The sequence below is a fragment of the Streptomyces sp. NPDC037013 genome, from assembly GCF_055607265.1.
Genome location: NZ_JBVJRV010000002.1, coordinates 1,020,829 through 1,046,921, shown reverse-complemented (window position 1 = coordinate 1,046,921; position 26,093 = coordinate 1,020,829). Strand labels below are relative to the sequence as shown.

The window sequence follows — 26,093 nt, the reverse complement described above, 5'->3', positions numbered from 1 at the left end:
GCCTACGGACAGGCCCTAGGCCTTGGCCACCTTCACGATCAGGGCGTCGCCCTGGCCACCGCCACCGCACAGCGCGGCCGCGCCCACGCCGCCGCCCCGCCGCTTCAGCTCCAGCGCGAGGTGCAGCACCAGGCGCGCGCCGGACATCCCGATCGGGTGACCCAGGGCAATGGCGCCGCCGTTGACGTTCACCCTTTCCGAGGACACCCCGAGGTCCTTCATTGACTGCACCGCGACGGCCGCGAAGGCTTCGTTGATCTCGATCAGATCGAGGTCGGAAACCGCCAGGCCCTCCTTCTTCAGGGCGTGCTGGATCGCGTTCGAGGGCTGCGACTGGAGCGAGCTGTCGGGCCCGGCGACGTTGCCGTGCGCCCCGATCTCCGCGATCCAGGCCAGGCCGAGCTGCTCGGCCTTGACCTTGGACATGACGACGACCGCGGCGGCGCCGTCGGAGATCTGCGAGGAGGTGCCCGCCGTGATCGTGCCGTCCTTGGCGAAGGCGGGGCGCAGCTTGCCGAGGGACTCGGTGGTGGTCTCCGGGCGGATGCCCTCGTCCTGGGCGAAGAGGACCGGGTCGCCCTTGCGCTGCGGGATCTCGACCGGGGTGATCTCGGCCTCGAACAGGCCGCTCTTCTGGGCGGCCGCGGCGCGCTGGTGGGAGAGTGCGGCGATCTCGTCCTGCTCCGCGCGGCCGATGCCAAGGCGGGTGTTGTGCTTCTCCGTGGACTCGCCCATCGCGACGCCGTCGAAGGAGTCGGTCAGGCCGTCGTGCGCCATCGAGTCGATCATCTCGATCGCGCCGTACTTGTGGCCCTCGCGGGACTTGGGGAGCAGGTGCGGGGCGTTGGTCATCGACTCCTGACCGCCGGCGACCACGATGTCGAACTCGCCGGCGCGGATCAGCTGGTCGGCGAGTGCGATGGCGTCGAGGCCCGACAGACACACCTTGTTGATGGTGAGTGCGGGGACGTTCATGGGGATGCCCGCCTTGACGGCGGCCTGGCGCGCCGGGATCTGCCCTGTCCCGGCCTGGAGCACCTGGCCCATGATCACGTACTGGACCTGGTCGCCTCCGATGCCCGCGCGGTCCAGCGCGGCCTTGATCGCGAAGCCCCCCAGGTCCGCACCCGAGAAGGACTTCAGCGAGCCGAGGAGGCGGCCCATGGGCGTTCGCGCGCCCGAGACGATCACTGAGGTGGTGCCGGTCGTTCCTGCCATGTGCGACGACCCCTTGGGAGGAGAGGAGTTAACGAGGGTTTATCTGAATGTACTGAGCAGTACCCCCGCCGTCATCGGGCGGCAGGTGTGATCGCGCGCACGTTGCGTAATCACCGCATGAAGCGCTGCACTTGAACCATGCTGACGCGAATCGATCACATCGGGATCGCCTGTTTCGACCTCGACAGGACCGTCGAGTTCTACCGCGCGACGTACGGATTCGAGGTGTTCCACACCGAGGTCAACGAAGAGCAGGGCGTGCGCGAGGCCATGCTCAAGATCAACGAGACCGGGGACGGCGGCGCCTCCTACCTCCAGCTGCTCGAACCGACCCGCGACGACTCCGCGGTCGGCAAGTGGCTGGCCAAGAACGGCGAGGGCGTCCACCACATCGCCTTCGGCACCGCCGACGTGGACGGGGACGCCGCGGCCATCAAGGACAAGGGCGTGCGCGTGCTCTACGAAGAGCCCCGGATCGGCTCCATGGGGTCGCGCATCACCTTCCTGCACCCCAAGGACTGCCACGGAGTCCTCACGGAACTCGTCACTTCGGCACCCTCCGAGTCCCTGGAGCACTGACCTCCCTATATCCGGGCCGGTAGGGTGAGGGGCGGCCGTCCGAAGGAGTGGGCGGCCACATGCCGGGGTCCGGGTTTCGGGGGACGAGCGTCGGGGCAGCAGCCCATGCTCCGCTGTTGATCTGACACCATTCCCCCGGGGGCCCCGTTCGGCGGATGGGCGGGGCTCGTTGGAGAGAGTTGCGACCAGGGTTGGGGTATCCCCTGCTCGTAGAGCTTGGGGAAGGATGGGACCGCGCAGTGCGGGGCTACGAACGCCAAGAGAACTCGCGGGCTGAGACAGACAGTCTGTCGCGGTTCGAGGCCGAGATGGACCGGCTGAAGACCGAGCGGGAGAAGGCCGTCCAGCACGCCGAGGACCTCGGCTACCAGGTCGAGGTGTTGCGCGCCAAGCTGCACGAGGCGCGCCGCAACCTCGCGTCCCGGCCTGCCTACGACAGCGCGGACATCGGGTATCAGGCCGAGCAGATGCTCCGCAATGCCCAGATCCAGGCGGACCAGCTGCGCGCCGACGCCGAGCGCGAGCTGCGCGACGCCCGCGCCCAGACCCAGCGCATCCTCCAGGAACACGCCGAACAGCAGGCGCGGCTCCAGTCCGAGCTGCACGCCGAGGCCGTCTCCCGCCGCCAGCAGCTCGACCAGGAGCTGGCCGAGCGCCGCCAGACCGTCGAGTCCCACGTCAACGAGAACGTGGCCTGGGCCGAGCAGCTGCGGGCCCGCACCGAGCAGCAGGCCCGCCGGCTCCTCGACGAGTCCCGCGCCGAGGCGGACCAGGCCCTGGCCGCCGCCCGCGCCGAGGCCGCCCGCGTCACGGAGGAGGCCCGCCAGCGCCTGGCCGGCGACGCCGAGACCGCCCGCGCCGAGGCCGAGGCGATCCTGCGCCGCGCCCGCACCGACGCCGAGCGCCTCCTGAACGCCGCGTCCACGCAGGCGCAGGAGGCCACCGACCACGCCGAGCAGCTGCGCTCCACCACGGCGACCGAGTCCGAGCAGGCGCGCCGGCAGGCCGCCGAGGCGAGCCGGGCCGCCGAGCAGCGCATGGCCGAGGCCGAGGCGGCGCTGCGCGAGGCACGCAACGAGGCCGAGAAGGTCCTGGCCGAGGCCAAGGAGGCCGCGGCCAAGCAGCTCTCGACGGCCGAGGCGGCGAACGAACAGCGCACGCGCACCGCCAAGGAGCAGGTCGCCCGGCTGGTGAGCGAGGCCACCAAGGAGGCCGAGTCCACCAGGTCCGAGGCCGAGCAGCTGGTCGCCGACGCCCGCGCGCAGGCCGAGAAGCTGATCGCGGAGGCCGCCGAGAAGGCCCGCACGATCACCGCCGAGGAGACCGCGGGCCAGCTCGCGAAGGCCGCGCGGACCGCCGAGGAGGTGCTCGACAAGGCCTCCAAGGACGCCAAGGAGACCACGAAGGCCGCCACCGAGGAGGCCGAGCGGATCCGCACGGAGGCGGAGACCGAGGCGGACCGGCTGCGCGCCGAGGCGCACGACATCGCCGAGGAGCTCAAGGGCGCGGCGAAAGACGACACCAAGGAGTACCGCGCCAAGACCGTCGAGCTGCAGGAGGAAGCGCGCAGGCTGCGCGGCGAGGCCGAGCAGCTGCGGGCCGACGCGGTCGCCGAGGGCGAGCGCATCCGGGGCGAGGCGCGGCGCGAGGCGGTCCAGCAGATCGAGGAGGCGGCCAAGTCCGCCGAGGAGCTGCTGACCAAGGCGAAGGCCGACGCCGACGAGCTGCGTACGGCCGCGACCGCCGAGAGCGAGCGGGTCCGCACCGAGGCCGTCGAGCGGGCCACGGCCCTGCGCACGCAGGCCGAGGAGACCCTGGAGCGCACCCGCGCCGAGGCCGAGCGGCACCGCGAGGAGGCCGCCGAGCAGGCCGAGGCCACCAGGTCCGAGGCCGAGGAGGCCGCGCGGACGCTGCGCGAGGAGACCGAGCGGGCCATAGCGGCACGCCAGGCGGAGGCCGCCGAGGAGCTCGCCCGGCTGCACACGGAGGCCGAGGAACGCCTCGCCACCGCCGAGCAGGCGCTGAGCGACGCGCGCGCGGAGGCCGAGCGCATCCGCAAGGAGGCCGCGGACGAGACGGACCGGCTGCGCACCGAGTCCGCCGAGCGGATCCGCACGCTGCAGGCGCAGGCCGAGACCGAGGCACAGCGGCTGCGCGACGAGGCCGCGGCGGACGCCTCGCAGGCCCGCGCGGAGGGCGAGAACATCGCCGTACGCCTGCGGTCGGAGGCCGCCGCGGAGGCGGAGCGGCTCAAGACGGAGGCACAGGAGTCCGCCGACCGGGTCCGCGCGGAGGCCGCGGCCGCCGCCGAGCGGGTCGGCGCGGAGGCCGCCGAGGAGCTGGCCGCCGCCCAGGAGGAGGCGGCCCGCCGCCGGCGCGAGGCCGAGGAGACGCTGGGTTCGGCGCGTGCGGAGGCCGACCAGGAGCGCGAGCGCGCCCGGGAGCAGAGCGAGGAGCTCCTCGCCTCCGCCCGCAAGCGGGTCGAGGAGGCGCAGGCCGAGGCGATCCGTCTCGTCGAGGAGGCCGACCGCCGCGCGACCGAGATGGTCTCGGCGGCCGAGCAGACCGCCCAGTCCGTGCGCGACTCCGTGGCCGGCCTGCACGAGGCGGCGCAGGAAGAGGTCGCGGGCCTGCGGTCGGCGGCCGAGCACGCCGCCGAGCGGACCAGGACGGAGGCGCAGGAGGAGGCCGACCGCGTCCGCGCCGACGCCTACGCCGAGCGGGAGCGCGCCACCGAGGACGCCAACCGCACCCGGCGCGAGGCGTCGGAGGCCTCGGAGGCCGCGAAGGAGCTCGCGGAGCGGACGGTCGCGGAGGCCATCGCGGAGGCCGAGCGGATGCGTTCGGACGCCTCGGACCACGCCCAGCGGGTGCGTACGGAGGCGTCGGACACGATCGCGCAGGCCGAGCAGGACGCGTCCCGTACGCGGGCCGACGCCCGGGAGGACGCCAACCGCATCCGCGGCGACGCCGCGAACCAGGCCGACCAGCTGATCGGCGAGGCCCGCAGCGAGGCCGAGAAGCTGCAGAACGACACGGTCGCGGAGGCCGAGCGGGTCCGCACCGAGGCCGCCGAGCAGGCCGAGCGGCTGCGCGCCGAGTCGACCGCGGAGGCCGAGCGGCTCAAGGCGGAGACCACCGCGGAGGCCGAGCGGGTGCGCGCGGAGTCCGTGGCGAAGGCCGAGAAGCTCATCTCGGACGCCTCCGGCGACGCGGAGCGGCTGCGCGCCGAGGCCGCCGAGACGGTCAACTCCGCGCAGCAGCACGCCGAGCGGATCCGCAACGAGTCCGAGCGGGTCAAGGCGGAGGCGGCCCGGGAGGCCGAACGGCTCACGTCCGAGGCGCGCGCGGAGGCCGAGCGGACCCTCGACGAGGCAAGGCAGGCGGCGAACAAACGCCGTCAGGAGGCCGCCGAGCAGGTCGACAAGCTCATCACCCAGGCCGCGGCCGAGGCGGAGAAGCTGACCGCCGACGCCCAGGAGAAGGCGCTCAAGGCGACCACGGACGCCGAGGCGCAGGCCGACACGATGGTCGGCGCGGCCCGCAAGGAGGCCGAGCGGCTGGTCGCCGAGGCGACCATCGAGGGCAACTCCCTGGTGGAGAAGTCCCGTACGGACGCGGACGAGCTGCTGGTCGGCGCCCGCCGCGACGCGACCGCCATAAGGGAGCGCTCGGAGGAGCAGCGGGACCGTCTCACCGCCGAGATCGAGGAGATGCACGAGCGTGCCCGCCGCGAGTCGGCGGAGGCGATGAAGTCGGCCGGCGAGCGCTGCGACGCGCTGGTCAAGGCGGCCGAGGAGCAGCTCGCCGAGGCCCAGGCGAAGGCCAAGAAGCTGGTCTCGGACGCCGACTCCGAGGCGGGCAAGGTGCGGATCGCGGCGGTGAAGAAGGCCGAGGCGCTGCTGAAGGAGACGGAGACGAAGACGGCCGCGCTGACGCGCGAGGCCGAGCGGATCAAGGCGGAGGCCGAGGCGGAGGCGGAGCGCACGGTCGAGGAGGGCAAGCGGGAGCTGGAGGTCCTGGTGCGCCGGCGCGCGGACATCAATGCGGAGATCTCCCGTGTCCAGGACGTGTTGGAGGCGTTGGAGTCTTTCGAGGCCCCGTCGAGCGGCGCGAAGACCGGGACCGGCGGCGGCTCGTCCGCGGGTGGCGTCAAGGCCGGGGCCGCGGCAGGGTCGACACGATCGGGTGGCAAGCAGTCGGAGGGCTAGCCAAGGAGCATCTACCGTGCTCTGTAAGGACCTTTGGCCCTGTCGCTGGCAAGCCCTCCGGCGGTTAGCCACTCAAAAGGGGTGTCATTCTCCAGATCAAACGGGCATCTGCTCGATGACACGCCGCCTTGACCCCTAGGATTCCCTCTATCACCTCACCGGTCTCATTCGACAGGAACCCCATGAGCGACACTTCCCCCTACGGCTTCGAGCTTGTGCGGCGTGGGTACGACCGCGCTCAGGTGGACGAACGTATCTCCAAGCTCGTCTCCGACCGTGACAGCGCTCTTGCCCGCATCACTGCTCTGGAAAAGCGCATCGAGGAACTGCATCTCGAGACGCAGAACGCCCAGGCCCAGGTCGCCGACGCCGAGCCGTCGTACGCCGGTCTCGGTGCCCGCGTCGAGAAGATCCTCCGCCTCGCCGAGGAGGAGGCCAAGGACCTGCGCGAGGAGGCCCGTCGCGCGGCCGAGCAGCACCGTGAGCTCGCCGAATCCGCCGCCCAGCAGGTGCGCAACGACGCCGAGTCGTTCGCCACCGAGCGCAAGGCCAAGGCCGAGGACGAGGGCGTCCGGATCGTCGAGAAGGCCAAGGGCGAGGCCAACGCCCTGCGTGCCGAGGCCCAGAAGGACGCCCAGTCCAAGCGTGAGGAGGCGGACGCCCTCTTCGAGGAGACCCGCGCGAAGGCCGCCCAGGCCGCCGCCGACTTCGAGACGAACCTCGCCAAGCGCCGCGAGCAGTCCGAGCGTGACCTGGCATCGCGTCAGGCCAAGGCGGAGAAGCGCCTCGCGGAGATCGAGCACCGTGCGGAGCAGCTGCGCCTCGAGGCGGAGAAGCTGCGGACCGACGCGGAGCGCCGTGCCCGGCAGACCGTCGAGACCGCTCAGCGCCAGGCCGAGGACATCGTCGCGGACGCGAACGCCAAGGCGGACCGCATCCGCAGCGAGTCGGAGCGCGAGCTCGCCGCTCTGACGAACCGGCGCGACTCGATCAACGCCCAGCTCACGAACGTGCGCGAGATGCTGGCGACGCTCACCGGCGCGGCCGTCGCCGCGGCGGGTACGCCCGCCGACGACGAGCCGGTCTCGCGCGGGGTGCCCGCGCAGCAGACCCGCTGAAGCGCTCCGTCCGGGCAGCGAGGCCCCCGCCACCGAGTGGCAGGGGGCTTCGTCCCGTTCTAGCGTGGCCGCATGATCGAGCTCGAGGGGCTGACCAAGCGGTACGGCGAGAAGGTCGCCGTCAACAACCTCACCTTCACCGTGCGCCCCGGCATGGTCACCGGCTTCCTCGGCCCGAACGGCGCGGGCAAGTCCACCACCATGCGCATGCTGCTCGGGCTCGACAACCCGACGGCCGGAGACGTCCGCATCGACGGCAAGCACTACTCCGAGCTGACGGACCCCCTCAAGTACATCGGCGCCCTGCTCGACGCCAAGGCGATGCACGGCGGCCGCAGCGCCTTCAACCACCTGCTGTGCCTGGCGCAGAGCAACGGCATCCCGCGCGGGCGCGTCACCGAAGTGCTCGACACCGTCGGGCTGACCGCCGTCGCCAGAAAGAAGGCCAAGGGCTTCTCGCTCGGCATGGGCCAGCGCCTGGGCATCGCGGGCGCCCTGCTCGGCGACCCCGAGATCCTGATGTTCGACGAGCCGGTCAACGGACTCGACCCCGAGGGCATCCACTGGATCCGGAACCTCATGAAGTCCCTTGCCGCACAAGGCCGTACGGTCTTCGTCTCCTCCCACCTGATGAGCGAGATGGCGCTCACCGCCGACCACCTCGTCGTCATCGGCCAGGGCCGCCTCCTCGCCGACCTGTCGATGTCCGACTTCATCCGGCAGAACTCTCGCTCGTACGTCAGGCTGCGCTCCCCGCAGCGCGAACGGCTCCTCGACGTCCTGCACGAGGCGGGCATCACCGCCGTGGAGGGGCGCGAGGGCACCCTCGAAGTGGACGGGACGCCCGCGGAGCGGCTCGGCGAGCTCGCCGCGGCCCACGGCCTCGTCCTCCATGAACTGAGCCCCCAGCAGGCCTCGCTGGAGGAGGCCTTCATGCAGCTCACCGCGGAGTCCGTGGAGTACCACGCACACGCCGACCACCAGCGCGCCGCACCGCCGACCGGCACCGCACCACCGACCGGCCCGCCGGCGGGCTCCGGCTGGGGCGAAGGCTGGCAGCCGCGGAAGGAGAGCTGAACGATGGCCGCGACGCAGGTCCTGAAATCGGAGTGGACCAAGATCCGCTCGGTCTCCTCGACCGTCTGGACGCTCGGCCTCGCCGTCGTCGTCACGGTCGCGCTCGGCATGCTGATCAGCATCCTGTCGAAGAACGACTACGACAGCCTGGACGCCAAGGACAGGCTGACCTTCGACCCGACCTTCATCAGCTTCGCCGGGATGTCCCTCGGCCAGCTCGCGATGATCGTCTTCGGAGTGCTCGTCGTCTCGAACGAGTACAGCACCGGCATGATCCGCACCTCGCTCGCGGCGGTCCCGCAGCGCGCCACCTTCCTCTTCAGCAAGATCGCCGTCGCGACCCTGCTGGCCTTCCTGGTGGGGCTGGCCACCAGCTTCCTCACCTTCTTCGTCGGGCAGGCGATGCTCGGCCCCTACAAGGCCCACATCGGTGACCCCGGCGTGCTGCGCGCGGTGATCGGCGGCGCGCTCTACATGGCGCTCATCGCGATGTTCTCGATGGGCGTCGCGGCGATGCTGCGCAGCCCGATGCTCTCCCTCGGCATCCTGATGCCGTTCTTCTTCCTCATCTCCAGCATCCTCGGCAACGTCTCGGCGACGAAGAAGATCGGCCGCTTCCTGCCCGACCAGGCCGGCAGCAAGATCATGCAGGTCAAGTCGCCGTTCGACGACGACACCCCGTACGGGCCGTGGGGCGGCCTCGGGATCATGGCGGTATGGGTGGTGGCGGCGCTCATCGGTGGGTACGTACTGCTGAAGAAGAGGGACGCGTGAGAGCAGCGTCCCTGCGGGTGGGCGGCCGCGGGGCCGCACGGGAGCGTACGGCCGCGGGGCCGCAGGGGGGCGTGTGACGACGCAGGACCGCGGACTCGCGGCGCTCGGCCTCGACGGCGTGCCCGCCCTGCACCCCCTCACCTACCCGGGTCTGCCGGTGACGGTCCCCTCCCTGCTGACCGGCACCGAACTGCTGCCGCTGCGGGCCCGGCCTGGCACGGTCGGCACCTGGCGGGTCGACGGGCCCGGCGCCCGGCCCGGCCGCTCCCTCGACGACGTCATCGCCGCGCTCGGCCAGACGCCCCTCGCCGGGCGCCGGCCCGTGCTCGCCGTCGGCTCGAACGCCTCCCCCGGCCAGCTCTCCCACAAGCTCGCCCGGCTCGGCCTCCCCGGCGCCGTGCCGATGGTGCCCGTACAACTGCGCGGCATCGGGGTGGGCTGCTCCGCGCACATCGGCCGGGCCGGCTACGTGGCGGCCGCCCCCTACGGCGCACCCCGGGCGCGGACCACGCTCGTCGTCTCCTGGCTCGACACCGCCCAGCTCGCCGCGGTCGACGCCACCGAACTGCCCAACTACCGGCGGGTGCTCCTGCCCGGGGACGCGTACGGGATGACGCTGCCGTCCGGCGAGCGGCTGGACGGGGCGGACGTCTACGTGAGCGTGCGCGGTCTCCTCGCCGACCCGGTCACCGCCCTGCCGCGGCCCGGCGGCGGCGACCAGGCGGCGCTGCTCGACGCCCTCCTGGACGCCTCGCCGCGCCTGCGGGAGCTGCTCGGGCCCGACGCGGCGACCTGGGTGCGCCGGGCCGCCGCCGACCCGGAGCTGCGCGCCCGCGGCACGCGCCTCTTCGCCGAGGAGGGCTGGGTGCTGCCGTGGACCGAGCTCCCGGCCCCGCCCGGGTGAACCCGGTCCTTTTACTCGCTCTTGGCTGGAACCGTCAGCTCCCCGTTATCCTCCTAACCCTTACGGGGGCGTGTGCCCCGACGTCCTGAACCATTCGATGGGTGCGGAGAATGATCGAGGCAGTCGGCCTGACGAAGCGCTACGGCGCCAAGACAGCCGTGTACAACCTTTCCTTCCAGGTGCGGCCCGGAACCGTCACCGGCTTCCTCGGGCCGAACGGCTCCGGCAAGTCGACGACGATGCGCATGATCCTCGGGCTCGACGCGCCGACCACCGGGCAGGTGACGATCGGCGGCTACCCGTACCGCAAGCTCCCGAACGCCCCCCGCCAGGTCGGTGCGCTGCTCGACGCCAAGGCCGTGCACGGCGGCCGGCACGCCCGCAACCACCTGCTCTGCCTCGCGCAGCTCTCCGGCATCCCGGCCCGCCGGGTCGACGAGGTGCTCGGCGTCGTGGGCCTGCAGGACGTCGCCAAGAAGCGCTCCAAGGGCTTCTCGCTCGGCATGGGCCAGCGCCTCGGCATCGCGGCGGCGCTCCTCGGCGACCCACAGGTGCTGCTCTTCGACGAGCCCGTCAACGGCCTGGACCCCGAGGGCATCCTCTGGGTCCGCAACCTGATGAAGTCGCTCGCGGCCGAGGGGCGCACGGTCTTCGTCTCGTCCCACCTGATGAGCGAGATGGCGCTCACCGCCGAGCACCTGATCGTCATCGGCCGCGGCCAGCTGCTCGCCGACATGAGCGTCAAGGACTTCATCTCGCACAACTCCGCGGACTTCGCGCGGGTGCGCACGCCCGACAGCGAGCCGCAGCAGCGCGAGAAGCTGACGGCCGCGCTGACCGAGGCGGGCGGCCAGGTGCTGCCCGAGCAGGACGGCGCGCTGCGCGTCACCGGCCTGCCCCTCCCCCGCATCAGCGACCTGGCGCACGGCGCGGACGTCCGCCTGTGGGAGCTCTCCCCGCACCAGGCCTCGCTGGAGGAGGCGTACATGCGGATGACGCAGGGCGCCGTCGACTACCGCTCCACGGTCGACCAGCGCGCGGGCCTCCAGCAGCAGCCGCAGCCCGGCGCGCTGCCGCCGGGCCAGCCGCAGCCGCCGGTGCCCGGCCAGGGCCAGCCCGGCTGGTACGCCCCGCCGCCGCCCCAGCAGGGCGGCCAGCCCTTCGCGATGCCCCAGCAGGGCGCGCCGGGGACCCCGAACCCGTACGCCGCGGCACCGCAGCAGCCCCCGGCCCCGGCGGCCGCCCCCGCCCCCGCCCCCGCCCCCGACATGACCAAGCGCGACAGCGAGGACAAGCGATGACCACGCCTCCGACTCCGCAGCAGCAGCCGCAGGCGCAGCCCCAGCAGGCGTACGCACAGGCGGGTGCCCCGGTGCCGGGCGCCCCGGCCCAGGGCGCCCCGGCGCCGCAGGGTGTCCCGGCGGCGCCCGCGCCCGCCGCACCCGCGCCGCCCTCCGCCTGGCAGCAGGCGATGGCCAACGCCTACACCTCGCCCATCCCGGTCAAGAAGACCCACCTCGGCAACGCCCTCGCCTCCGAGTGGACGAAGATCAAGTCGGTCCGCTCCACGATGTGGACGCTCGGCATCTTCCTGCTCCTGGTGATCGGCATCGGCCTGCTCGCCGTGGCCAACACCGACCCGGCCGACTACGCGGAGATGCCGTTCACCTTCCCGGCCTTCTTCGGCCTGATGCTCGGCCAGATCTGCCTGATCACGCTGGGCGTCCTCGTCACGTCGTCCGAGTACGGCACGGGCATGATCCGTACGACGTTCACCGCGTCCCCGCAGCGCCACCGCGTCCTCGCCGCGAAGATCCTGATCTACTTCGCGGTCGCCTTCGTCGTCTCCGCCGGCTCCATCCTGCTGGTGGGCCTCGCGGCGTCGGGCGCCAACAGCGGCCCCGAGGCGGGCGACGACCCGTGGCTCGGCTCGGTCTTCAAGGGCGGGCTGTACGTCTCGCTCCTCGGCGTACTCGCCCTCTCCGTCGGCTCCATGCTGCGGCACTCCGCGGGCGCCATCACGGCGATGCTCGGCGTGGTCCTGGTCCCCGCGATCCTGCCCGGGTTCCTGATGATCTGGGAGAGCACGCAGGCGCTCGGCGAGAAGATGAACGACTACAACGCCATCACCGCCCTCGCCAAGATCTTCGGCGCGGACGACTCGGGTGCCAGCGGCGGTTCGCAGCTGACGGTGCTCTTCATCGTGACGGCCGCCGCCGTCGCCGGCGCCTTCGCCCTCCTGGAGAAGCGGGACGTGTAAGGCGTACGACCGGGCCGGGGCGTCAGTACCTCGGCGCGTTACGGGACCGCTGCACCCGCGTGGTGCGGCGGTCCTTCGCGTTCCAGCAGGCCTTGTGCCAGTGCCTGCGCTCGTCCACGCCCGAGTGCTCGGGCCAGGCCACCACGTGCGCGAGGCCGGAGGGGATCTCCTGGTCGCAGCCGGGGCAGCGGTACCGCTTGCCCGCCGAGCTCGCGCCCGCGACGTGGCGCACGCTCCACTGTTCGCCCTGCCAGCTCTCGGTGCGCTGGAAGCCGCCGTAGCGGCCCGGCGGCTCCGCGTCCGCGGACGCCCTCGACTCTCCGGCGCCCTTGGGGCGGTTGCGACGCGGGGACACGAAACACCTCACGGGCTGTACGGCGGTCAGAAGGGTGACCAGCCTACGCGCCGTGCCCCGGGGCATTCGTCCCCCACCGGCGGCCACCGCCCCGGCCATTGCACGGAAAATCCAACAATCCTCATGCCAGGCCGTGCCTTTGGCACGTGTCACGCGTTGTTGCCCATAGGGGAGTGCCTGCGTCGGTGCCAAGGAGGCAGGAGTTCGATGCGTGTAGGTAGTTTTGTACTGGCCGCCCAGTTCCCCGGACAGGGGCAGGGGGAGGCGCTGCACCGGGCGATGCGGTCCGCCGAGGTGGCCGAGGAGGCGGGGCTCGACTCGGTCTGGCTCGCCGAGCACCACTTCGTGCCGTACGGCACCTGCCCGTCGGCGGTGACCCTCGCGGCGCTGCTCCTCGGCCGGACGCGGCGCATCCGTGTCGGCACAGCCGTGAGCGTACTCCCGACCGCCCATCCGGTGGCACTCGGCGAACAGGCCGCGCTGCTGCACGTGACGTCCGGCGGCCGGTTCTCGCTGGGCGTCGGACGCGGCGGCCCGTGGGTCGACCTGGAGGTCTTCGGGGCCGGCCTGGAGGCGTACGAGAAGGGGTTCCCGGACTCCCTCGACCTGCTGCTCCGATGGCTCGGTGAGCCACGCGTCGGCAACACCGGCGAGCGGTTCCCCTTCCGCGAGGTCGCCGTCGTCCCGCGCCCCCAGGAGGCGCTGCACGGGCACGGCGAGAGCGGCCCCGAGGTGATCGTCGCCTGCACCTCGCCGTCGAGCGTGCGGCTCGCCGCGCAGCGCTGCCTTCCCATGTTGCTGGGCATGCATGTGGGCGACGACGAGAAGGCCGAAATGGTGGCCTTGTGGAATCGGCACGCGCGTGCCTCGGGGCACGGCCCGGAGGAGATCGCCGCCGCGTCGCACGTATCGGCCGGAGTCGCCCAGGTCGCCGACCGTCGACTGGAGGCGGCCGAGACCTTACAGAAGGCGATGCCCGGCTGGCTGAAGCAGGGCCTGGACGCCCATGTGACCGTGGACGGCCGTCACCGTGCCATGAGGGATCCGCTGGCCTACACCGAACTGCTCTGCGGGCTGCACCCCGTGGGCACCCCGCAGGTGTGCGCCGACCGGCTCGCCGCCACGGCGGAGCGCACCGGCATCACGCGTTTCGCGCTGCTCGTGGAGGGCTCGGGCGACCTCGCGGCCACCGAGGAGAACGTACGGAGGCTGGGCGCCGAGGTGCTGCCCCGGCTCGGCTGAGAGCCGCCTTCGACCGCGGAGCTGCCGCTCCGGACTGACACACCTCCCGCGTACGGAGCGGCAGCAACAACCGTCAGCAGTCCCGAAGTTCAGGTGACTGGTTGAGCAGCTGACCGCGGATCGAGGTGAAGCGGGCCAGCCGGTCGTCCACCGACGGATCGAGCGGGAAGACCGCCACCCGGTGACAGTTCTGGAATGCCAGACGCACACCGAAATGCCGCTGCAGGGCACCGCGGATCGCGTCGCTCGCGAGAGCGCGCAGCAGCTGGCCTCGTGCCTGCTCGTCCGGCGGCGGAGTCTGGTTGTCGGCGAACTCGCCGCCGTCAACCTTCAGCTGGGCCACCAGGGAGCTGATCATCTCCCATGCGTAAGGCAGGGAGGTCCGGACGCAGTCGACGAATTCTGCTTCGTCGACCTCGCCTCGCTCGGCCTGTTCCAACAGTGCCGGTGAGACGTCGAGCGACATGGGTTCTCCTCTCGCACCCCCGGGGAGCGGGGGCCTACGGACAGGGATGGAGTCCGCCTACGCAGCGTGCACGGATGACGACCTCTTGCTTCTACGGTAGGCAACGGGCGGTGACCGCACCAGGAGATTGGGCGCATAACCGGCCAGGATCGAAGGGGTTCATCGCCGGACAAGTCGCGCGGGGCCGGCGTGCGCGCCGGGCGGCGAGGGGCTCGCGGGCCCGGTGCGCGCCGGCCGTGACGGGAGGGGCACGGGCGAATCGCGCGCACCGCCCCGCGTCGAGTAGCGTTGCGCCCCATGCGTCTCGTCATTGCCCGATGCTCCGTGGACTACGCGGGCCGGCTCACCGCCCATCTGCCGTCGGCCCCTCGCCTGATCCTGGTGAAGGCGGACGGCAGCGTCTCCATCCACGCGGACGACAGGGCCTACAAACCGCTCAACTGGATGTCGCCGCCCTGCACCTTGAAGGAGGGGACCGGGGACGACGCGGGTGTGTGGACCGTCGTGAACAAGGCGGGCGAGAAGCTCATCATCACGATGGAGGAAGTCCTGCACGACTCCTCGCACGAGCTCGGCGTCGACCCCGGCCTCATCAAGGACGGTGTGGAGGCCCACCTCCAGGAGCTGCTCGCCGACCGGATCGAGACACTCGGCGAGGGATACACCCTGATCCGCCGGGAGTACATGACGGCGATCGGTCCGGTGGACATCCTCTGCCGCGACGCCGACGGGCAGACCGTCGCCGTCGAGATCAAGCGCCGCGGCGAGATCGACGGGGTCGAGCAACTCACCCGTTATCTGGAGCTGTTGAACCGCGACCCGCACCTCGCGCCCGTCCGGGGCATCTTCGCCGCCCAGGAGATCAAGCCGCAGGCGCGCGTCCTCGCCACGGACCGCGGCATCGGCTGCACCGTCCTGGACTACAACGCGCTGCGCGGCATCGAGGACGACAAGCTGCGGCTGTTCTGACCTCTCGTCCTCTCAGACCGCCGAGGGGTCGCCCGAGCCGCTCGCCGCGTTCGAGATGTTCGGCGAGGAGGGCGGGGCGTCGCTCGCGGGCGGCGAGGTCGGCGGGCTCGTCGGCGGGGGCGACGTCGGCGGGTCGGTGGGCGGGGACGACGTGGGCGGCCTCGACGGCTCGTGGGTCGGCTTCGTCGGCTTGTCCGTCGGCCTGGTGGGCCTGTCCGTGGGCTTCGTCGGCTTGCCGGACGGCTTGTCCGAGGGCTCGCCGCTGCCGCTGGGGCCGTTGGAGGGCGCGCGGCTGCCGCTGGGCGCCGGATCGTCCGCGGTGCCGGTGACGCCGTCCTCGCCGGGGCCGGCGGGGCGGCTGGTGGAGCCCTTGCGCGGCTCGTCGGCGGTCAGGCCGCCGTCGCCCGAGCCGTCCTCCTTCGTCGACTGCTCCGTGGTGACCTTGTCGTTCTTCGGGGTGTCCTTGTCCGTGGTGGCGCCGAGGGTGACGACGGTGCCGAGGACGGCGGCGAGCAGGGCTCCGGCGCCCGCGGCGACGAGGTTGCGCCGGGTGCCGGTGATGATGGAGCGACGGCTCGGCGCCGGGCCCGGACCGGTGGTGACCGGCGTCATCCTGCTGCTGACCAGCGTGTCCGGTTCCGCGGGCGGCTCGGGGGGCAGCGCGAAGGCCGCGGGGATGCCGCCGGGGGGCGAGGCCGACTCCTCGTGGCGCGCCTCGGGGAGCTCCTCGCCGGCGGCGGCGCCCGTCCCGGGCAGTACGGCGCCCGAACGGTCGGCGACCAGCGCGAGGGCCCGGCGCCCGGAGATCATGCCGCGCTTGTCGGCGAGCGCGCCGCGCAGCCCGATGGAGGCCTCCAGCTCGGCGCGGGCCCGGTCGAGCTGCCCGGCGCAGAGCGCGAGGATCCCCAACTCGTGGTGGAAGTACGCCTCTTCGGCGACCTCGCCCGCGTTGCGCGCGGCCTCCTGGCCGGAGCGCAGGGCACGCTCCCAGGCGGCCCAGTCGAGTCCGCCGGCGAAGGCGGGCGCGGCGGTGCGGGCGAGCAGCACGGCGGCGCCGCTCTCCGTGGCGACCAGGGCGGCCAGGGCGGCCTGTACGGCGTCCGCCTCGGCGGCGACCCGCTCGGGGGTGACGGAGGGGTGCCCGGCCCACCAGGCGTAGTGCTGGGCGGCGGACAGGGCGTGTCCGGCGGCGTCGTCGCCGTACCCGGCGGCCTCCAGCTGGGCGCGGACGCCGGCGGCGAGGCGGTAGTGGGCGCCGACCGGGGTGACCAGGGCGCAGCTCACCAGCTCGGCGAGGGCGGCGTCGGCGTGGGTGTCGCCGACCAGGGCGGGCAGGTGGGCCTGGTGGGGCAGCTCACCGCCGAGGGCGACGGCGAACGTCAGCGTGGCGCGGGCGGACGGGCTGAGCCGGTCGGCGAGCAGGGCGGCGGGTGCGGCGCCGTCGGCGAGCGAGGGCAGCGGTACGTCCGGGGCCGCGTGGGGGTCCTGGGAGCCCTCGCGCGGGCTCTCGCCGACGTAGCCGTACTCCTCGAAGGCGTGCGGGTCGGCGCGCAGCTGGTCGCGCTGGCGGAGCAGGGCGCCCGCCTGGGCGAAGCGCAGCGGCAGTCCCTCGGACTCGAACCACAGGTCGCCCGCCCAGTTGGCCTCCTCGTCGTCGAGGACCCGGCCGACGGCGCGCTCCAGGAGTTCCACGCCGCCGCCGCGGCCGAGCCCGCCGAGGAAGACCTCTTCGAGGGGGCAGTCGGCGGAGGGCGCGGCGACGTCGGGTGTCGTGGCGACGAGGAAGGCGCACTCGGGTGTCGCGTCGAGCAGTTCGTCGAGTCCGTTGCCGCCGAACTCCAGGTCGTCCAGGACGACGACCGCGCCGATGTCGCGGACGAATTCGAGCAGCTGGGCGCGGTCCGGGCGGTACAGGGGCGCCTCGTAGACGGTGGTGAAGAGGTCGTGGAGCAGCTCGGCGGGGGTTCTGCGGTAGCCGGAGAGGCGGACGACGCCGTCGGGGGCGAGGTCGGCGCAGTCGTCTGCGACGGCGTTCAGGAGGGCGGTGCGGCCCGATCCGGCGGGGCCGGTCAGCCGCACGGAGCGGCCGCGCGCCAGGAGCCGTACGAGCCGCTCGCGCTCTTCCTGGCGCTCCAGGAGCGGCAGCCGGGGCAGCGCGGGTCCCGGCGGGACGGGCGGCATGGCGGCGCGGCGCAGTTCGGCGCGCTCCTCGGCGCTCCTTCGGGCGGGCCGTTCGGGGCGCTCGCCGGGCGGGCAGGGTTCGATCTCGCTGCCGTCGACGGGGTTGACGGTGAGCAGGAAGTCGCCGGAGACGAGCCGGACGGTGCGGGCCAGGGCGGGTGCCGGCTGGCCGAAGTCGGGCGTCATGGGATCGCGCGGCGGCCGCCCGGGGCGCGTCGTGTCGTCGTCGATGGCTTCGTGGCCGTGCTCTTCGGGTCCCCGGTTCATCGGGTCCATGGTCCTAGCCCCCCAGATGCGTGGTGTGCAGAGCCCCCTCCGGCCTTCGTGCACACTGCGCTGTCGCTTCTGGTCCGGTGCCCCCGTGCGGGTCCGTATATCGGTGGGCGACCGAACCCTAGACCTTTGCCCAGTATCTACGGGAGGGCGGGGTGGCGCCCCGTCCGAGACGTCACAGGTTCGTGAGGATTGCGGGAACTGTCTTTCCCGACCGTCCTACCAGCAGCGACCCGAGACACCAAACTGACCTAACTAGTCATGCCAGATCTGGTCAGGCGTAGCGGTGCTGGGATGGTGCTGGGATGCCAGCACAGACAAAGCCCCCGGCCCATCGGTCGGGGGTTCTGTCGTTCATGCCCTCTTGACCGGCCTTCCCCGGCAGGCTGACGCTCTGCAACGCAGCGCAACACTCACTCCAGGGAGGGCGCACCATGGGCTACACCTTCATTGGCAAAGATCCAGAGTCGGACGTGAACGGATGCCCGGCCGTGTGGGTGGACGACGACCGGCGTCTACTCGTCCAAGGGCAGCGCGCCGACGACGACGCACAAGCCGGGACACTGGCCGACTCGCCACGGTCCGAGGATGAGACGCTGATCATTCTTGAACCGCAGATGATCCCCCTTCTCAAGGAGGCAATCCGTGTCGCAGAGTCTCGCTGAGTTCGCCGCACTGCTCAGGCAGTGCCAACACTCCGCACTGCACCTTGAGACCCGCGACGCGTACGCCGTGCCCGGCGAACACCCCGCCTTCGATGCCTGGCTAGCAGGCGAACGTAAGGACTGGGACGACCGTGCTTCGTGGTGGCGGGACGACTGGCACGGACTGATTCAGGACATGACCGCTCAGGGCGTCGCCGTCCGCCGCGCCCGGGTGGTCGGGGAACCTGTCTCCGACTACATCAGGTGGGAGCACTACGTCACCTACGGAAACGTGGCCTGCGGCGAAGAGGTCCGCTGGCTCCCCCGCCGTCAGGCATCCGAACTCACCCTTCCCGGCAATGACTTCTGGCTGTTCGACAGCAAGCTAGTTCAGTTCAACGTCTTTGACGGGGACGGCCGTTGGGTCCACACCGACTTCACAGAGGCACCGGACGTTGCGGCACGATGCGCCGCCATGTTCGAAGCCGTCTGGGACCGGGCCACACCGCACGACAAGTACAGCGTCTGACAGAACAGCGGCCAGTCATGACCTCTCCCCTGTCTACGGCCGAAGAGGCCCACAAGGCAGTAGCCGACCGGCTCAACCTGATGATGGAAGAAGCCGATCTCTCAGGGGCACGGCTGGCCGCTCTCTGCGGCTGGGACCGTTCCAAGACACACCGGATCATCAACCGGAAGACCATCCCCAAGCCTGCCGACATCCGGGCATGGTGCGCTGCCTGCGACCGGCCAGACGAAGCCGATGCGCTCATTGCAGCCACGCGCACCGCGAAAACCCTCTACGTCCAGTGGACGCAGTACCACAGGGGCGGCCTCAGCAAGGCTCAGAACAGCAGCATCTACCAAGAGACCCGCTCGTTCCGCGTGTACTCCTGCGGAGTCCTGCCGGGGATGCTTCAGACGGGCGACTACGCCCGTGGAATCCTCCGCACCATCCGAAGGTTCCGGAACCTTCCCGACGACGTTGAGGACGCCGTACAGGCCCGTCTAGCGCGCTCTGACGACGTAGTACGCGGCAACCATCGGGTATCCATCCTGATCGAAGAGTCAGCCCTGCACATGGCCATGACCGACGTGCCGCAGCACGCGGAACAGCTCCGTCACTTCCTGGCCGTCATCGGCCGTCCGAACCTGGCGTTCGGGATCATCCCCCACATGATCCGCCGCCCCGTGTGGCCGCTTGAGACCTTCTACGCGTTCGATGATCGGGAAGTACAGGTGGAGACCCTGACAGCCATGGTGCGCGTGACCAACCGCGCCGAAGTCGATGTCTACCTGTCAGCGTTCGCACAGATGGGCCGCGCCGCCGTCTACGGCGAGAACGCGAAAGCCTTGATCAGGAAGGCTCTCGACACCATCCCCGAGTGAATCCGTGCAACACCGTGCAACATCCCCCGTACAGCCCGCCCCAGCTTCCTACGGTGGTCATCAATCAGACGACACGGCCAGGGATGGCGGGGCACGATGCTGAGCAGATACCAGGCAGACGTACAAGCGAGAAAGCCCACCACGTACGTACTCAAGGAACCCGCCCTTGAGCCCACCCCGATACCGGGCTGTGCCGAGTGCATGAGCATCTGCGTCCGGCGCGAGAACCGCCGATCGGTCGGGGACTGGTCCGCCGTCTCAGACTGCAACGTCGAGCTTCGGCAGCACCAAGCCGCGAAGCAGTGCGCATGACGAAGAAGAAGCCAGCGAAGTGGAAGCCTCAGCCGTACACGCTTCTGACGCTCCGCGTCTCCCGCGACTCCGGGAAGACATGGGAGCCGAAGAAGGAGGTACGTAGCGGCGAGACAACCGTCCCCCTTCTCGATGCACAATGGCCCCTCTGCCAGTGCCCCCGCTGCCGAAGCAGCAACCAATAGGCCCCGGTCCGGGGCGACGGTTGAGCGACAAGGGGCCCCGCGTACCGGTGAAGGAAGCACCGTCACGCTTCCTGCCCATGGCCCCACCAGGGAACTACCTCTTCTCGCCCTGGTGGGGCTTCACCCACAGATACGACGAAAGACCCCCGCGACCGGCCACACAAGGCCAGCCACGGGGGCAGGTAGATCGTCACTCGCCCCAACCGGGGAACTGGACGTTCGAGACACCAGAGATCCGGTTGTCTCGCTTCTGAATAGCGCGGGACCGGGCGCGCTTCGCATCAATCGCGTCTCCCATAGGCCGCTCAAAGTCGCCAACCATTCCAGGGTGCGCCTTGCGAGGCTTCACCCTCTTCGCTGTACGAGCCTCACCCGATTCACGGCCGGTCTTCTGCTTATGGTGCCAATCGCACAACGCCTGAAGATTCGAGAGGCTGTGATCATTACCCGGAACAATGTGGTCAACGTCAGTGGCCGTGAGAGCGCACGGCAAACCCGTGTCGTACCGAATGTGCTCACAAAGCCCAGAGGCCCGGTGCATGACGCTCTTGCGGAGCGTCGACCAATTACCCGGCAGGTTGCTGCCTCGCTCCGACTTGTGCCAGTTCGAGACATACCCGATGGTGTTCGGTCCTTTATCGCCGTACGGCTTATCCATGTCTTCTCCTTCTGTGACTCAAGTCACCGACTATCAGAAACCCAGGCAAAAGCCAGGCCAAGGGAATGTTCACAACCCCGGCTCAATGCCGTCTACTATCCACGTGCGGTCTTCGTCCGTCCGGTCAAGGGGGTCACCCCCCACCCCTACGTGGGAACCTTTAGCGCAAAGTCATCGTTTAGTGTCGTTCGTTAAGCTTTTCGCTTAAGCTTTTGTTTTCTTAGCGAAAAACTCAAAGTTTTAGTTGTTTTCGTTCTTTTCAACGTTTTTCTTTGTTGTTGTTCATGCTTATGCTCGTGCACCCCTTATGCAGGGGGTGTGTGCTACTACCCATATGCACCCCTCCATATGTGCCCCCTCATATGCATGCCCTTGTTAGTGCGTGCACTGTGATTGAGGGGCTTAACAGTTAAAGCAAAGCTTGAAAAGTCGAAGCTTTGTTTGATGTGCTGTGGTGCGGTAGTCCTAGGGCAGGGGCTCTATCTCTATGACCCCTTTGTGTGGCGGGGGTAATAATGCCCGTGGGTATTCAGGTGGTGGCGTTGGAATAGATGTACCCGGGGGCTTGAGAGAGCTGCACCCTGGGGCCCAAAGAGCGGGGCAAGGTGAGGTGCTTTCGGAAGCGTGGGGCGTGGGCAAGGTCCACGGTGATAGCCCACTTCCATTGAGAAGGCTCTACGGGCCACGGACGAACCCCAGGGGTATCGGTAGGCAGTAGCTCAATCTCGAACATGCCGTTCTCGTCCAGGGGGACAGTTACGGCAGTGCCGGTAATGACTCCTGCTGTGCCGCAGAGGAGTTGTCGGCCGCATGAGGTGCGGTAGGTGATGGTGCCGGTTGCGGGGGCTCCTGTGGGGGTCAGGAAGCGTTCCCATAGCGTGATGGTGTTCATTGTGGGGGTCCTGTCAGGCGTTCTGGTTTGGTCCGGAAGGCTTCCCGGTCCCATTGGAATTCGGAGCTGTAGGCCCACGCGTCGGGTCCTACGGTGGTCATCATTCGGTCAGCCCACGTGAGCCATTCACGGCGTTCCGTAGCGCCTGTGTTGGTGGCGTAGTTGTTGTGCCTCACCCATCGGTCACACCAATACGAGCAGCACCGGGAGCGGGTTAGCCGGTCGTAGTGACAGGAGGGGCGACGGCAGGTGCGATTGGACATGTCGTCAACTCCGTTGCAGTGGTGGGTTATTGCCTCCCGCGGCAGGACCTTCGACCTTGCCGGCTCGGGACTTCTGGCCCTAACGAGAAAAGGCCCCCCACCCAAGGACGGGCAGGGGGCCAGAGCCTGAAGAGATCAGGCGAGCTTCACGCCGATGCAGCGGTCAGCATCCAGGATCGCGGCACCACACAGAACGTCGGTGCTGACCTGAGTGGACAGACGGTCAGCGACCGCAGCGCGCGTAACACGGAGGCCGTAACCAGAGTCCATGTCGGCCACAGCAGCGGACGGAGCGCCGTCCATCGGGACCGGGACGCGAACCGCCAGGGCGAACGCCTCACGGGTGAACGCGACCATGCCGTCAACCATCGTCGACAGGAACACATCGAAGCCGAGGAAGCGGCCCATGTACATCTCCTGAAGTCGGTCAGCGCCGGTCTGAATCAGGTTCGCGGAACCGTAAGAGTCCGCCTTGACGAACAGGTCGTCGGACAGGATCTCAGCACGGAACTTAGGCGACACCACCAGGAAGCGACCCTCAAGCGGGACCTTCTTCTCAGTCATGTGCAGGTCCAGCTTCACCAGGGTGTCACGGAAAGAAGACTTCGCGGTATGCGTCAGAGCCTGCGGAACAACCTTGCCCTCAGCATCCTTGACGGCCTTACCGTCCGAAGCAATAACCTTCTTCAGCTCCGCCGCAATACGAGACTCAACAGAGTTCTCGTCGCCAACGGCCACGGCAACAGCCTGCGGCGCGGTAATCTGCCGGGCAACAGACTCAACGTTGAGAGTGTTGTCCCACGTGTTCGTCAGGGTGGACACATACGAATGCGTGTCAATGACGACCGGGATCAGCTTCTCGTCAAGCTTGCTGTTATCAACAGCGGAATCCTTGGCAAGGTTCTTCGCGCCGAACACAGTCGGCTTACGCAGGTTGACGGTAGCGCCAACACCGGGAGTGAAGTTCTGTTCGACGTTCCGGTAAACCAGGCGTCCGAGGACGGAAGAGTTCTTCAGGACCTCGACCGACACCTGAGCAATCGTGTCGATAACACCGACGTTACCGCCAGAGGTGGAAACCTCATACTTAGCCATAATGGCCTCCTTCTAAAACTTTATGACGCCACAGTGGGCGCACCTGTGAGTGCCCTTCGGAATGTTGGGGCGGGTGTACTTCGTGCGACGCTCGCGCATGTACGCGTTCATGCAGTCACGGCAGTAATCAGCAAGGCCGTCCCTTCGAGCCTTATTGCTGCCAAACTGTGCAACGCTCTGATGTCGATCGCAGCGCGAACAGTACTTAGTCATGCTCCATCCCTCCTTCCGAGGGTCTTAAGGGTTAAGGAAAAAGGTCAAAAGAGAAGGACCCCCGAAGGGGTCCAACCAAAGCGCTTTCGGTTCTCTCGACCCCAAGACCCACAAACACCCAGAAGGGATGAACGCAGTTTGTGAGCCAAGGGGAAGCAAGGGCCATCCTGTTTCCCCTGCAACCGATGTGTGATTGATTTTCCGAAAGCCCGGCACAACCACGCGACGGTTACCAGCCGCCTAACCGAGGATCTTTCAACACCAGCTTCCCAAGCAATCTGAAAACTGTAATGTTTGATAGACATAATTGGCGAGAGAGGCTTTTCCTCCCTCGCATACCGCCAACAAATCAAAATTCAGAGGGCGGAGGCTTGATGCCGTTCCGCCTCAGCTCACATTCAAGGTCCGTGATCCTTGAACGCAGCCGGTTGCGATCCCTCAGCGTGTCACAGAGGAGCCAGGCGATAACCGCACTCGCGAAGACTTCGAACCACTCAATCACCGGCACTCACCGTAGGCCCGGTTCGATTCCTGCGGAGTGTCCTTGTTCTCATCCCATGCGTTCATTTAGAGTCCTCCTGGTTCATGTACTGATTACGGGTACGGCCACGCTCCTTGCGGTCTCGTACGTTCTGCTTCACGGTGCCTAGTTCCAAATGCAGCGGATTGACACACGGGGCGTTATCGCACTTGTGCCGGATCACCTTCTTCGGGGGCACCGGCCCATACGCCAGGGTGTAATACCAACGGTGAGAGCCCCACAGCTTCCCGCCACGGGACATGAGCCCATGACCGCTTGCGCGCTTCGCTCCGGGCCATTCGATACAGGGTCCTAGATCCTCCATCCCGGTACCTCCTTAAGTTAAGAACTCTGGGCACAAGAAAGAGCCCCGACAGTCGAAACCATCGGGGCTCGTTGTCCCTCACTTATCACCACGAAATCAAAACCCAAAGGACCAGTTCCAGGGGGCCGACTGCCCCGAATCTCGGACCGGCTTCAAGCGAATCGTCATCCAAGCCTGAGGAGCCTTACCAGCGGCCCGCAGAGTGCCTATCTCGGGCACCGGGGAGTTCTCCCACCCCTGATTGCTCCTGAGCCATTCACGGGCCGTCTCGTCCGCCTCAAGGTCACGCACCGGGACGCGGTGAGAGGTCATCCCCTCGTACCCGCCGTCACCGCGACGCATCGCGGAACCCTGCCGGTCCTCACCGGCCGGTTTCATCGACAGGCCATGGGCGAGAGCTTCGGACTCCGTGAGGGTGTCGACGGATGCCGGGGGCCGCTTGCGGGTGTGTGCAACCGGGGTCCGGGCTATCTCGCCGTCGACCACACCGAACATGGCGTAATCGAGCCATAGGGCCTCTTTGGCGCACTTCTCGCCGCAGAACTCAAGGCCAAGCCCGTTGACCCAGCGGAGCGGCTTCCTGAAGCCGCACAGGCCACAAGGGCCCATGAGGCCCCGCGCTTCCTCGCGGGCGCGGTCGCGGTGAACGGTGGGGGTAGACATCGGGGTTACTCCAAGTGTGGTGCCGGTCACCGGCCGGCTGGGGGCTGAAAGGTCGTCAACTTCAGGCACGGTGGTAGTTGTTGCCGTGGCTGTGGTGCGGTCCGGCACGGTGCGGCTTGCGGTCGCACTTGGCGCGGTTCGTGCACGGCTCCCACCGCTCCGCCGTGGCCGTGGTCGTAGCCCCCCAGGGCGAAGACTCAGGCTGATTCAGCAAGTCGCCTGGTGTAGGTCGCCTGGTAGAGAACCCATGGTGTGAGCCACTTGGTGTGGCTCCCATGGTGAGAGACACATGGTGGGGGTCACCTCCTGGCCCCTTAGCCGTTGTGGGGTCGTCTCCTGCCCCCTTGTTCGAGATGCCTGCCCGACGCTTCACGTCGTCCAAGGTGTGGCCGTGATCATGGTTCGGCACGGTGAGCCAGTAGATGTCAGCGAGACCGGTAACGGCGGGGTGCGCCGACCGGTAGAGCCAGCCTTCTTCGCGGCCGTACTTGAGGGCGGCCTTGACGGCGCTTTTGGCGCGGCCGGTGTTCGCGGCCAGTAGGTCGTTGCCCGGTCGGGCGTCACGGCCGGTGGTGCCGGTTGCGTGGGGGCCGACGGCGGCAAGGATGCCCTTGACGGTCGGGGGTATGTCGGGGCAGTTCCAAAGCTGCTTTTCCCATTCGAAGCGCTCTACGGAAACGGGTCGGGACATGGTTGGTCCAATCTCGGGCACGGTTTGCCCGCAGCAGGTGTGAGTGGTTGTTACGGCTGGTCGAGTACGAACACGTACGTGCCCTGTACCTGAGTGGATTCCTTCTCGGCCACGATCCGGTTACCGAGTTCTTCACGGGCCTTGTCGGCGTCCGCGAGAGGGACACGGACCATGAATACGCCCGGTACGACTTCCTGCGGCTGAAACATCAGGCAGTCGCCTTGAACGCCGCAATGACCGGACGAAGCGCCTCAGCGTGAATGGTCATCATTTCAGCGAAGAGCCCGTACGCCTCCACCTTCTTCTCATTCGGTATCAGCGTCACTACGTCTTCGATGATTGAGAACTGCGCATCTGCGAGTTCCTTTGCCGACGCAGTGTTCGCAAACTCGGCTCGGGTCATGGGGGTCAGGAGGTTGTTCGTCATTGGTGGTGCCTTTCTCTCGGGCCGCGCCGTTCGCGGCGACACCCCAAACAATCCAGGACTCTGACTAGCTCTGTCAAACCTAGTTAGCACTATCCCGAGTAGTTGATAGGCCGAAAGTCCCGCACCCTCGAAGGTGCCCAACTCCCCTGCGCCGTAAGGGTTGTAGCGCTGAGCCGGCGAGCACTTCGA

General features: G+C 69.0%; 23 protein-coding genes. 13 read left to right on the top strand and 10 right to left on the bottom strand.

Features of this window, described 5'->3' with window-relative positions:
- Positions 1–15: 15 nt before the first annotated feature.
- On the bottom strand, positions 16–1,218 hold the full coding sequence (locus ACZ7DY_RS09745; protein WP_471132227.1) for an acetyl-CoA C-acetyltransferase: 1,203 nt from the start codon (positions 1,216–1,218) through the stop codon (positions 16–18).
- 138 nt (positions 1,219–1,356) lie between these two features.
- Here ACZ7DY_RS09745 and mce point away from each other — a divergent pair, with 138 nt between their 5' ends.
- The 8 genes from mce to ACZ7DY_RS09705 all read left to right on the top strand — a co-directional run bounded on the left by mce (position 1,357) and on the right by ACZ7DY_RS09705 (position 12,141).
- Positions 1,357–1,797, top strand: coding sequence for a methylmalonyl-CoA epimerase (gene mce, locus ACZ7DY_RS09740; protein WP_471132224.1), 441 nt, complete (start codon positions 1,357–1,359; stop codon positions 1,795–1,797).
- A 239-nt stretch (positions 1,798–2,036) separates the two neighbouring features.
- Positions 2,037–6,008 (top strand): polarized growth protein Scy, encoded by a 3,972-nt coding sequence (gene scy, locus ACZ7DY_RS09735; protein WP_471132221.1) that lies wholly within the window; start codon positions 2,037–2,039, stop codon positions 6,006–6,008.
- Between the two features lie 182 nt (positions 6,009–6,190).
- Positions 6,191–7,126 carry a coiled-coil domain-containing protein gene (locus ACZ7DY_RS09730; protein WP_362364906.1) on the top strand — a complete coding sequence of 312 codons (936 nt, stop codon included), beginning with the start codon at positions 6,191–6,193 and terminating at the stop codon, positions 7,124–7,126.
- A gap of 72 nt (positions 7,127–7,198) precedes the next feature.
- A complete protein-coding gene (locus ACZ7DY_RS09725; RefSeq protein WP_471132218.1) occupies positions 7,199–8,203 on the top strand; it encodes an ABC transporter ATP-binding protein in 1,005 nt (334 codons plus the stop codon).
- Positions 8,204–8,206: 3 nt separating this feature from the next.
- Positions 8,207–8,977 (top strand): ABC transporter permease, encoded by a 771-nt coding sequence (locus ACZ7DY_RS09720; RefSeq protein ID WP_471132215.1) that lies wholly within the window; start codon positions 8,207–8,209, stop codon positions 8,975–8,977.
- Positions 8,978–9,050: 73 nt separating this feature from the next.
- Positions 9,051–9,881 (top strand): hypothetical protein, encoded by an 831-nt coding sequence (locus tag ACZ7DY_RS09715; RefSeq protein ID WP_471132212.1) that lies wholly within the window; start codon positions 9,051–9,053, stop codon positions 9,879–9,881.
- 110 nt (positions 9,882–9,991) lie between these two features.
- A complete protein-coding gene (locus ACZ7DY_RS09710; RefSeq protein WP_471132209.1) occupies positions 9,992–11,182 on the top strand; it encodes an ABC transporter ATP-binding protein in 1,191 nt (396 codons plus the stop codon).
- Positions 11,179–12,141: an ABC transporter permease gene (locus ACZ7DY_RS09705; protein ID WP_471132206.1), complete on the top strand. Its 963-nt coding sequence runs from the start codon at positions 11,179–11,181 to the stop codon at positions 12,139–12,141. Before ACZ7DY_RS09710 ends, ACZ7DY_RS09705 begins: the two co-directional genes overlap by 4 nt.
- A gap of 22 nt (positions 12,142–12,163) precedes the next feature.
- Here the strand turns inward: ACZ7DY_RS09705 and ACZ7DY_RS09700 are convergent, their stop codons facing one another.
- Positions 12,164–12,496, bottom strand: a complete 333-nt coding sequence (locus ACZ7DY_RS09700; RefSeq protein WP_471132204.1) for an ATP/GTP-binding protein — start codon at positions 12,494–12,496, stop codon at positions 12,164–12,166.
- Positions 12,497–12,703: 207 nt separating this feature from the next.
- Here ACZ7DY_RS09700 and ACZ7DY_RS09695 point away from each other — a divergent pair, with 207 nt between their 5' ends.
- Positions 12,704–13,738 carry an LLM class flavin-dependent oxidoreductase gene (locus ACZ7DY_RS09695; protein WP_471132202.1) on the top strand — a complete coding sequence of 345 codons (1,035 nt, stop codon included), beginning with the start codon at positions 12,704–12,706 and terminating at the stop codon, positions 13,736–13,738.
- A gap of 73 nt (positions 13,739–13,811) precedes the next feature.
- Here the strand turns inward: ACZ7DY_RS09695 and ACZ7DY_RS09690 are convergent, their stop codons facing one another.
- A complete protein-coding gene (locus tag ACZ7DY_RS09690) occupies positions 13,812–14,204 on the bottom strand; it encodes an SCO5389 family protein (RefSeq protein ID WP_355802756.1) in 393 nt (130 codons plus the stop codon).
- Positions 14,205–14,501: 297 nt separating this feature from the next.
- Between ACZ7DY_RS09690 and nucS the strand changes: the two genes are divergently transcribed.
- The gene (gene nucS / locus ACZ7DY_RS09685) at positions 14,502–15,173 is read left to right on the top strand and encodes an endonuclease NucS (RefSeq protein WP_150172295.1); all 672 of its coding nucleotides are present in this window, start codon (positions 14,502–14,504) and stop codon (positions 15,171–15,173) included.
- Between the two features lie 12 nt (positions 15,174–15,185).
- Here nucS and ACZ7DY_RS09680 read toward each other — a convergent pair whose 3' ends face one another.
- Complete coding sequence (locus ACZ7DY_RS09680; protein WP_471132200.1) at positions 15,186–17,630, bottom strand: ATP-binding protein; 2,445 nt, start codon at positions 17,628–17,630, stop codon at positions 15,186–15,188.
- Positions 17,631–18,061: 431 nt separating this feature from the next.
- Between ACZ7DY_RS09680 and ACZ7DY_RS09675 the strand changes: the two genes are divergently transcribed.
- Genes ACZ7DY_RS09675 through ACZ7DY_RS09665 form a run of 3 tightly spaced genes read left to right on the top strand, consistent with a single transcriptional unit; the run spans position 18,062 to position 19,660 of the window.
- Entirely contained in the window at positions 18,062–18,292 is a 231-nt protein-coding gene (locus ACZ7DY_RS09675; protein ID WP_471132197.1) for a hypothetical protein, read from the top strand.
- Positions 18,273–18,800, top strand: a complete 528-nt coding sequence (locus ACZ7DY_RS09670; RefSeq protein WP_471132195.1) for a DUF6879 family protein — start codon at positions 18,273–18,275, stop codon at positions 18,798–18,800. Before ACZ7DY_RS09675 ends, ACZ7DY_RS09670 begins: the two co-directional genes overlap by 20 nt.
- A 17-nt stretch (positions 18,801–18,817) precedes the next feature.
- Positions 18,818–19,660 carry a DUF5753 domain-containing protein gene (locus ACZ7DY_RS09665; protein WP_471132193.1) on the top strand — a complete coding sequence of 281 codons (843 nt, stop codon included), beginning with the start codon at positions 18,818–18,820 and terminating at the stop codon, positions 19,658–19,660.
- Positions 19,661–20,347: 687 nt separating this feature from the next.
- Here ACZ7DY_RS09665 and ACZ7DY_RS09660 read toward each other — a convergent pair.
- The 6 genes from ACZ7DY_RS09660 to ACZ7DY_RS09635 form a co-directional block, all read right to left on the bottom strand.
- Positions 20,348–20,815 (bottom strand): HNH endonuclease, encoded by a 468-nt coding sequence (locus ACZ7DY_RS09660; RefSeq protein WP_471132190.1) that lies wholly within the window; start codon positions 20,813–20,815, stop codon positions 20,348–20,350.
- Between the two features lie 1,290 nt (positions 20,816–22,105).
- The gene (locus ACZ7DY_RS09655) at positions 22,106–23,065 is read right to left on the bottom strand and encodes a major capsid protein (RefSeq protein WP_471132187.1); all 960 of its coding nucleotides are present in this window, start codon (positions 23,063–23,065) and stop codon (positions 22,106–22,108) included.
- Positions 23,066–23,841: 776 nt separating this feature from the next.
- Complete coding sequence (locus tag ACZ7DY_RS09650) at positions 23,842–24,060, bottom strand: HNH endonuclease signature motif containing protein (protein ID WP_471132447.1); 219 nt, start codon at positions 24,058–24,060, stop codon at positions 23,842–23,844.
- 159 nt (positions 24,061–24,219) lie between these two features.
- Positions 24,220–24,786, bottom strand: coding sequence for a hypothetical protein (locus ACZ7DY_RS09645; RefSeq protein WP_471132184.1), 567 nt, complete (start codon positions 24,784–24,786; stop codon positions 24,220–24,222).
- A 741-nt stretch (positions 24,787–25,527) separates the two neighbouring features.
- Positions 25,528–25,686 carry a hypothetical protein gene (locus ACZ7DY_RS09640; protein ID WP_471132182.1) on the bottom strand — a complete coding sequence of 53 codons (159 nt, stop codon included), beginning with the start codon at positions 25,684–25,686 and terminating at the stop codon, positions 25,528–25,530.
- Positions 25,686–25,904, bottom strand: coding sequence for a hypothetical protein (locus tag ACZ7DY_RS09635; RefSeq protein ID WP_471132181.1), 219 nt, complete (start codon positions 25,902–25,904; stop codon positions 25,686–25,688). The genes ACZ7DY_RS09640 and ACZ7DY_RS09635 overlap by 1 nt, the downstream gene beginning before the upstream one ends.
- Positions 25,905–26,093 lie beyond the last annotated feature (189 nt).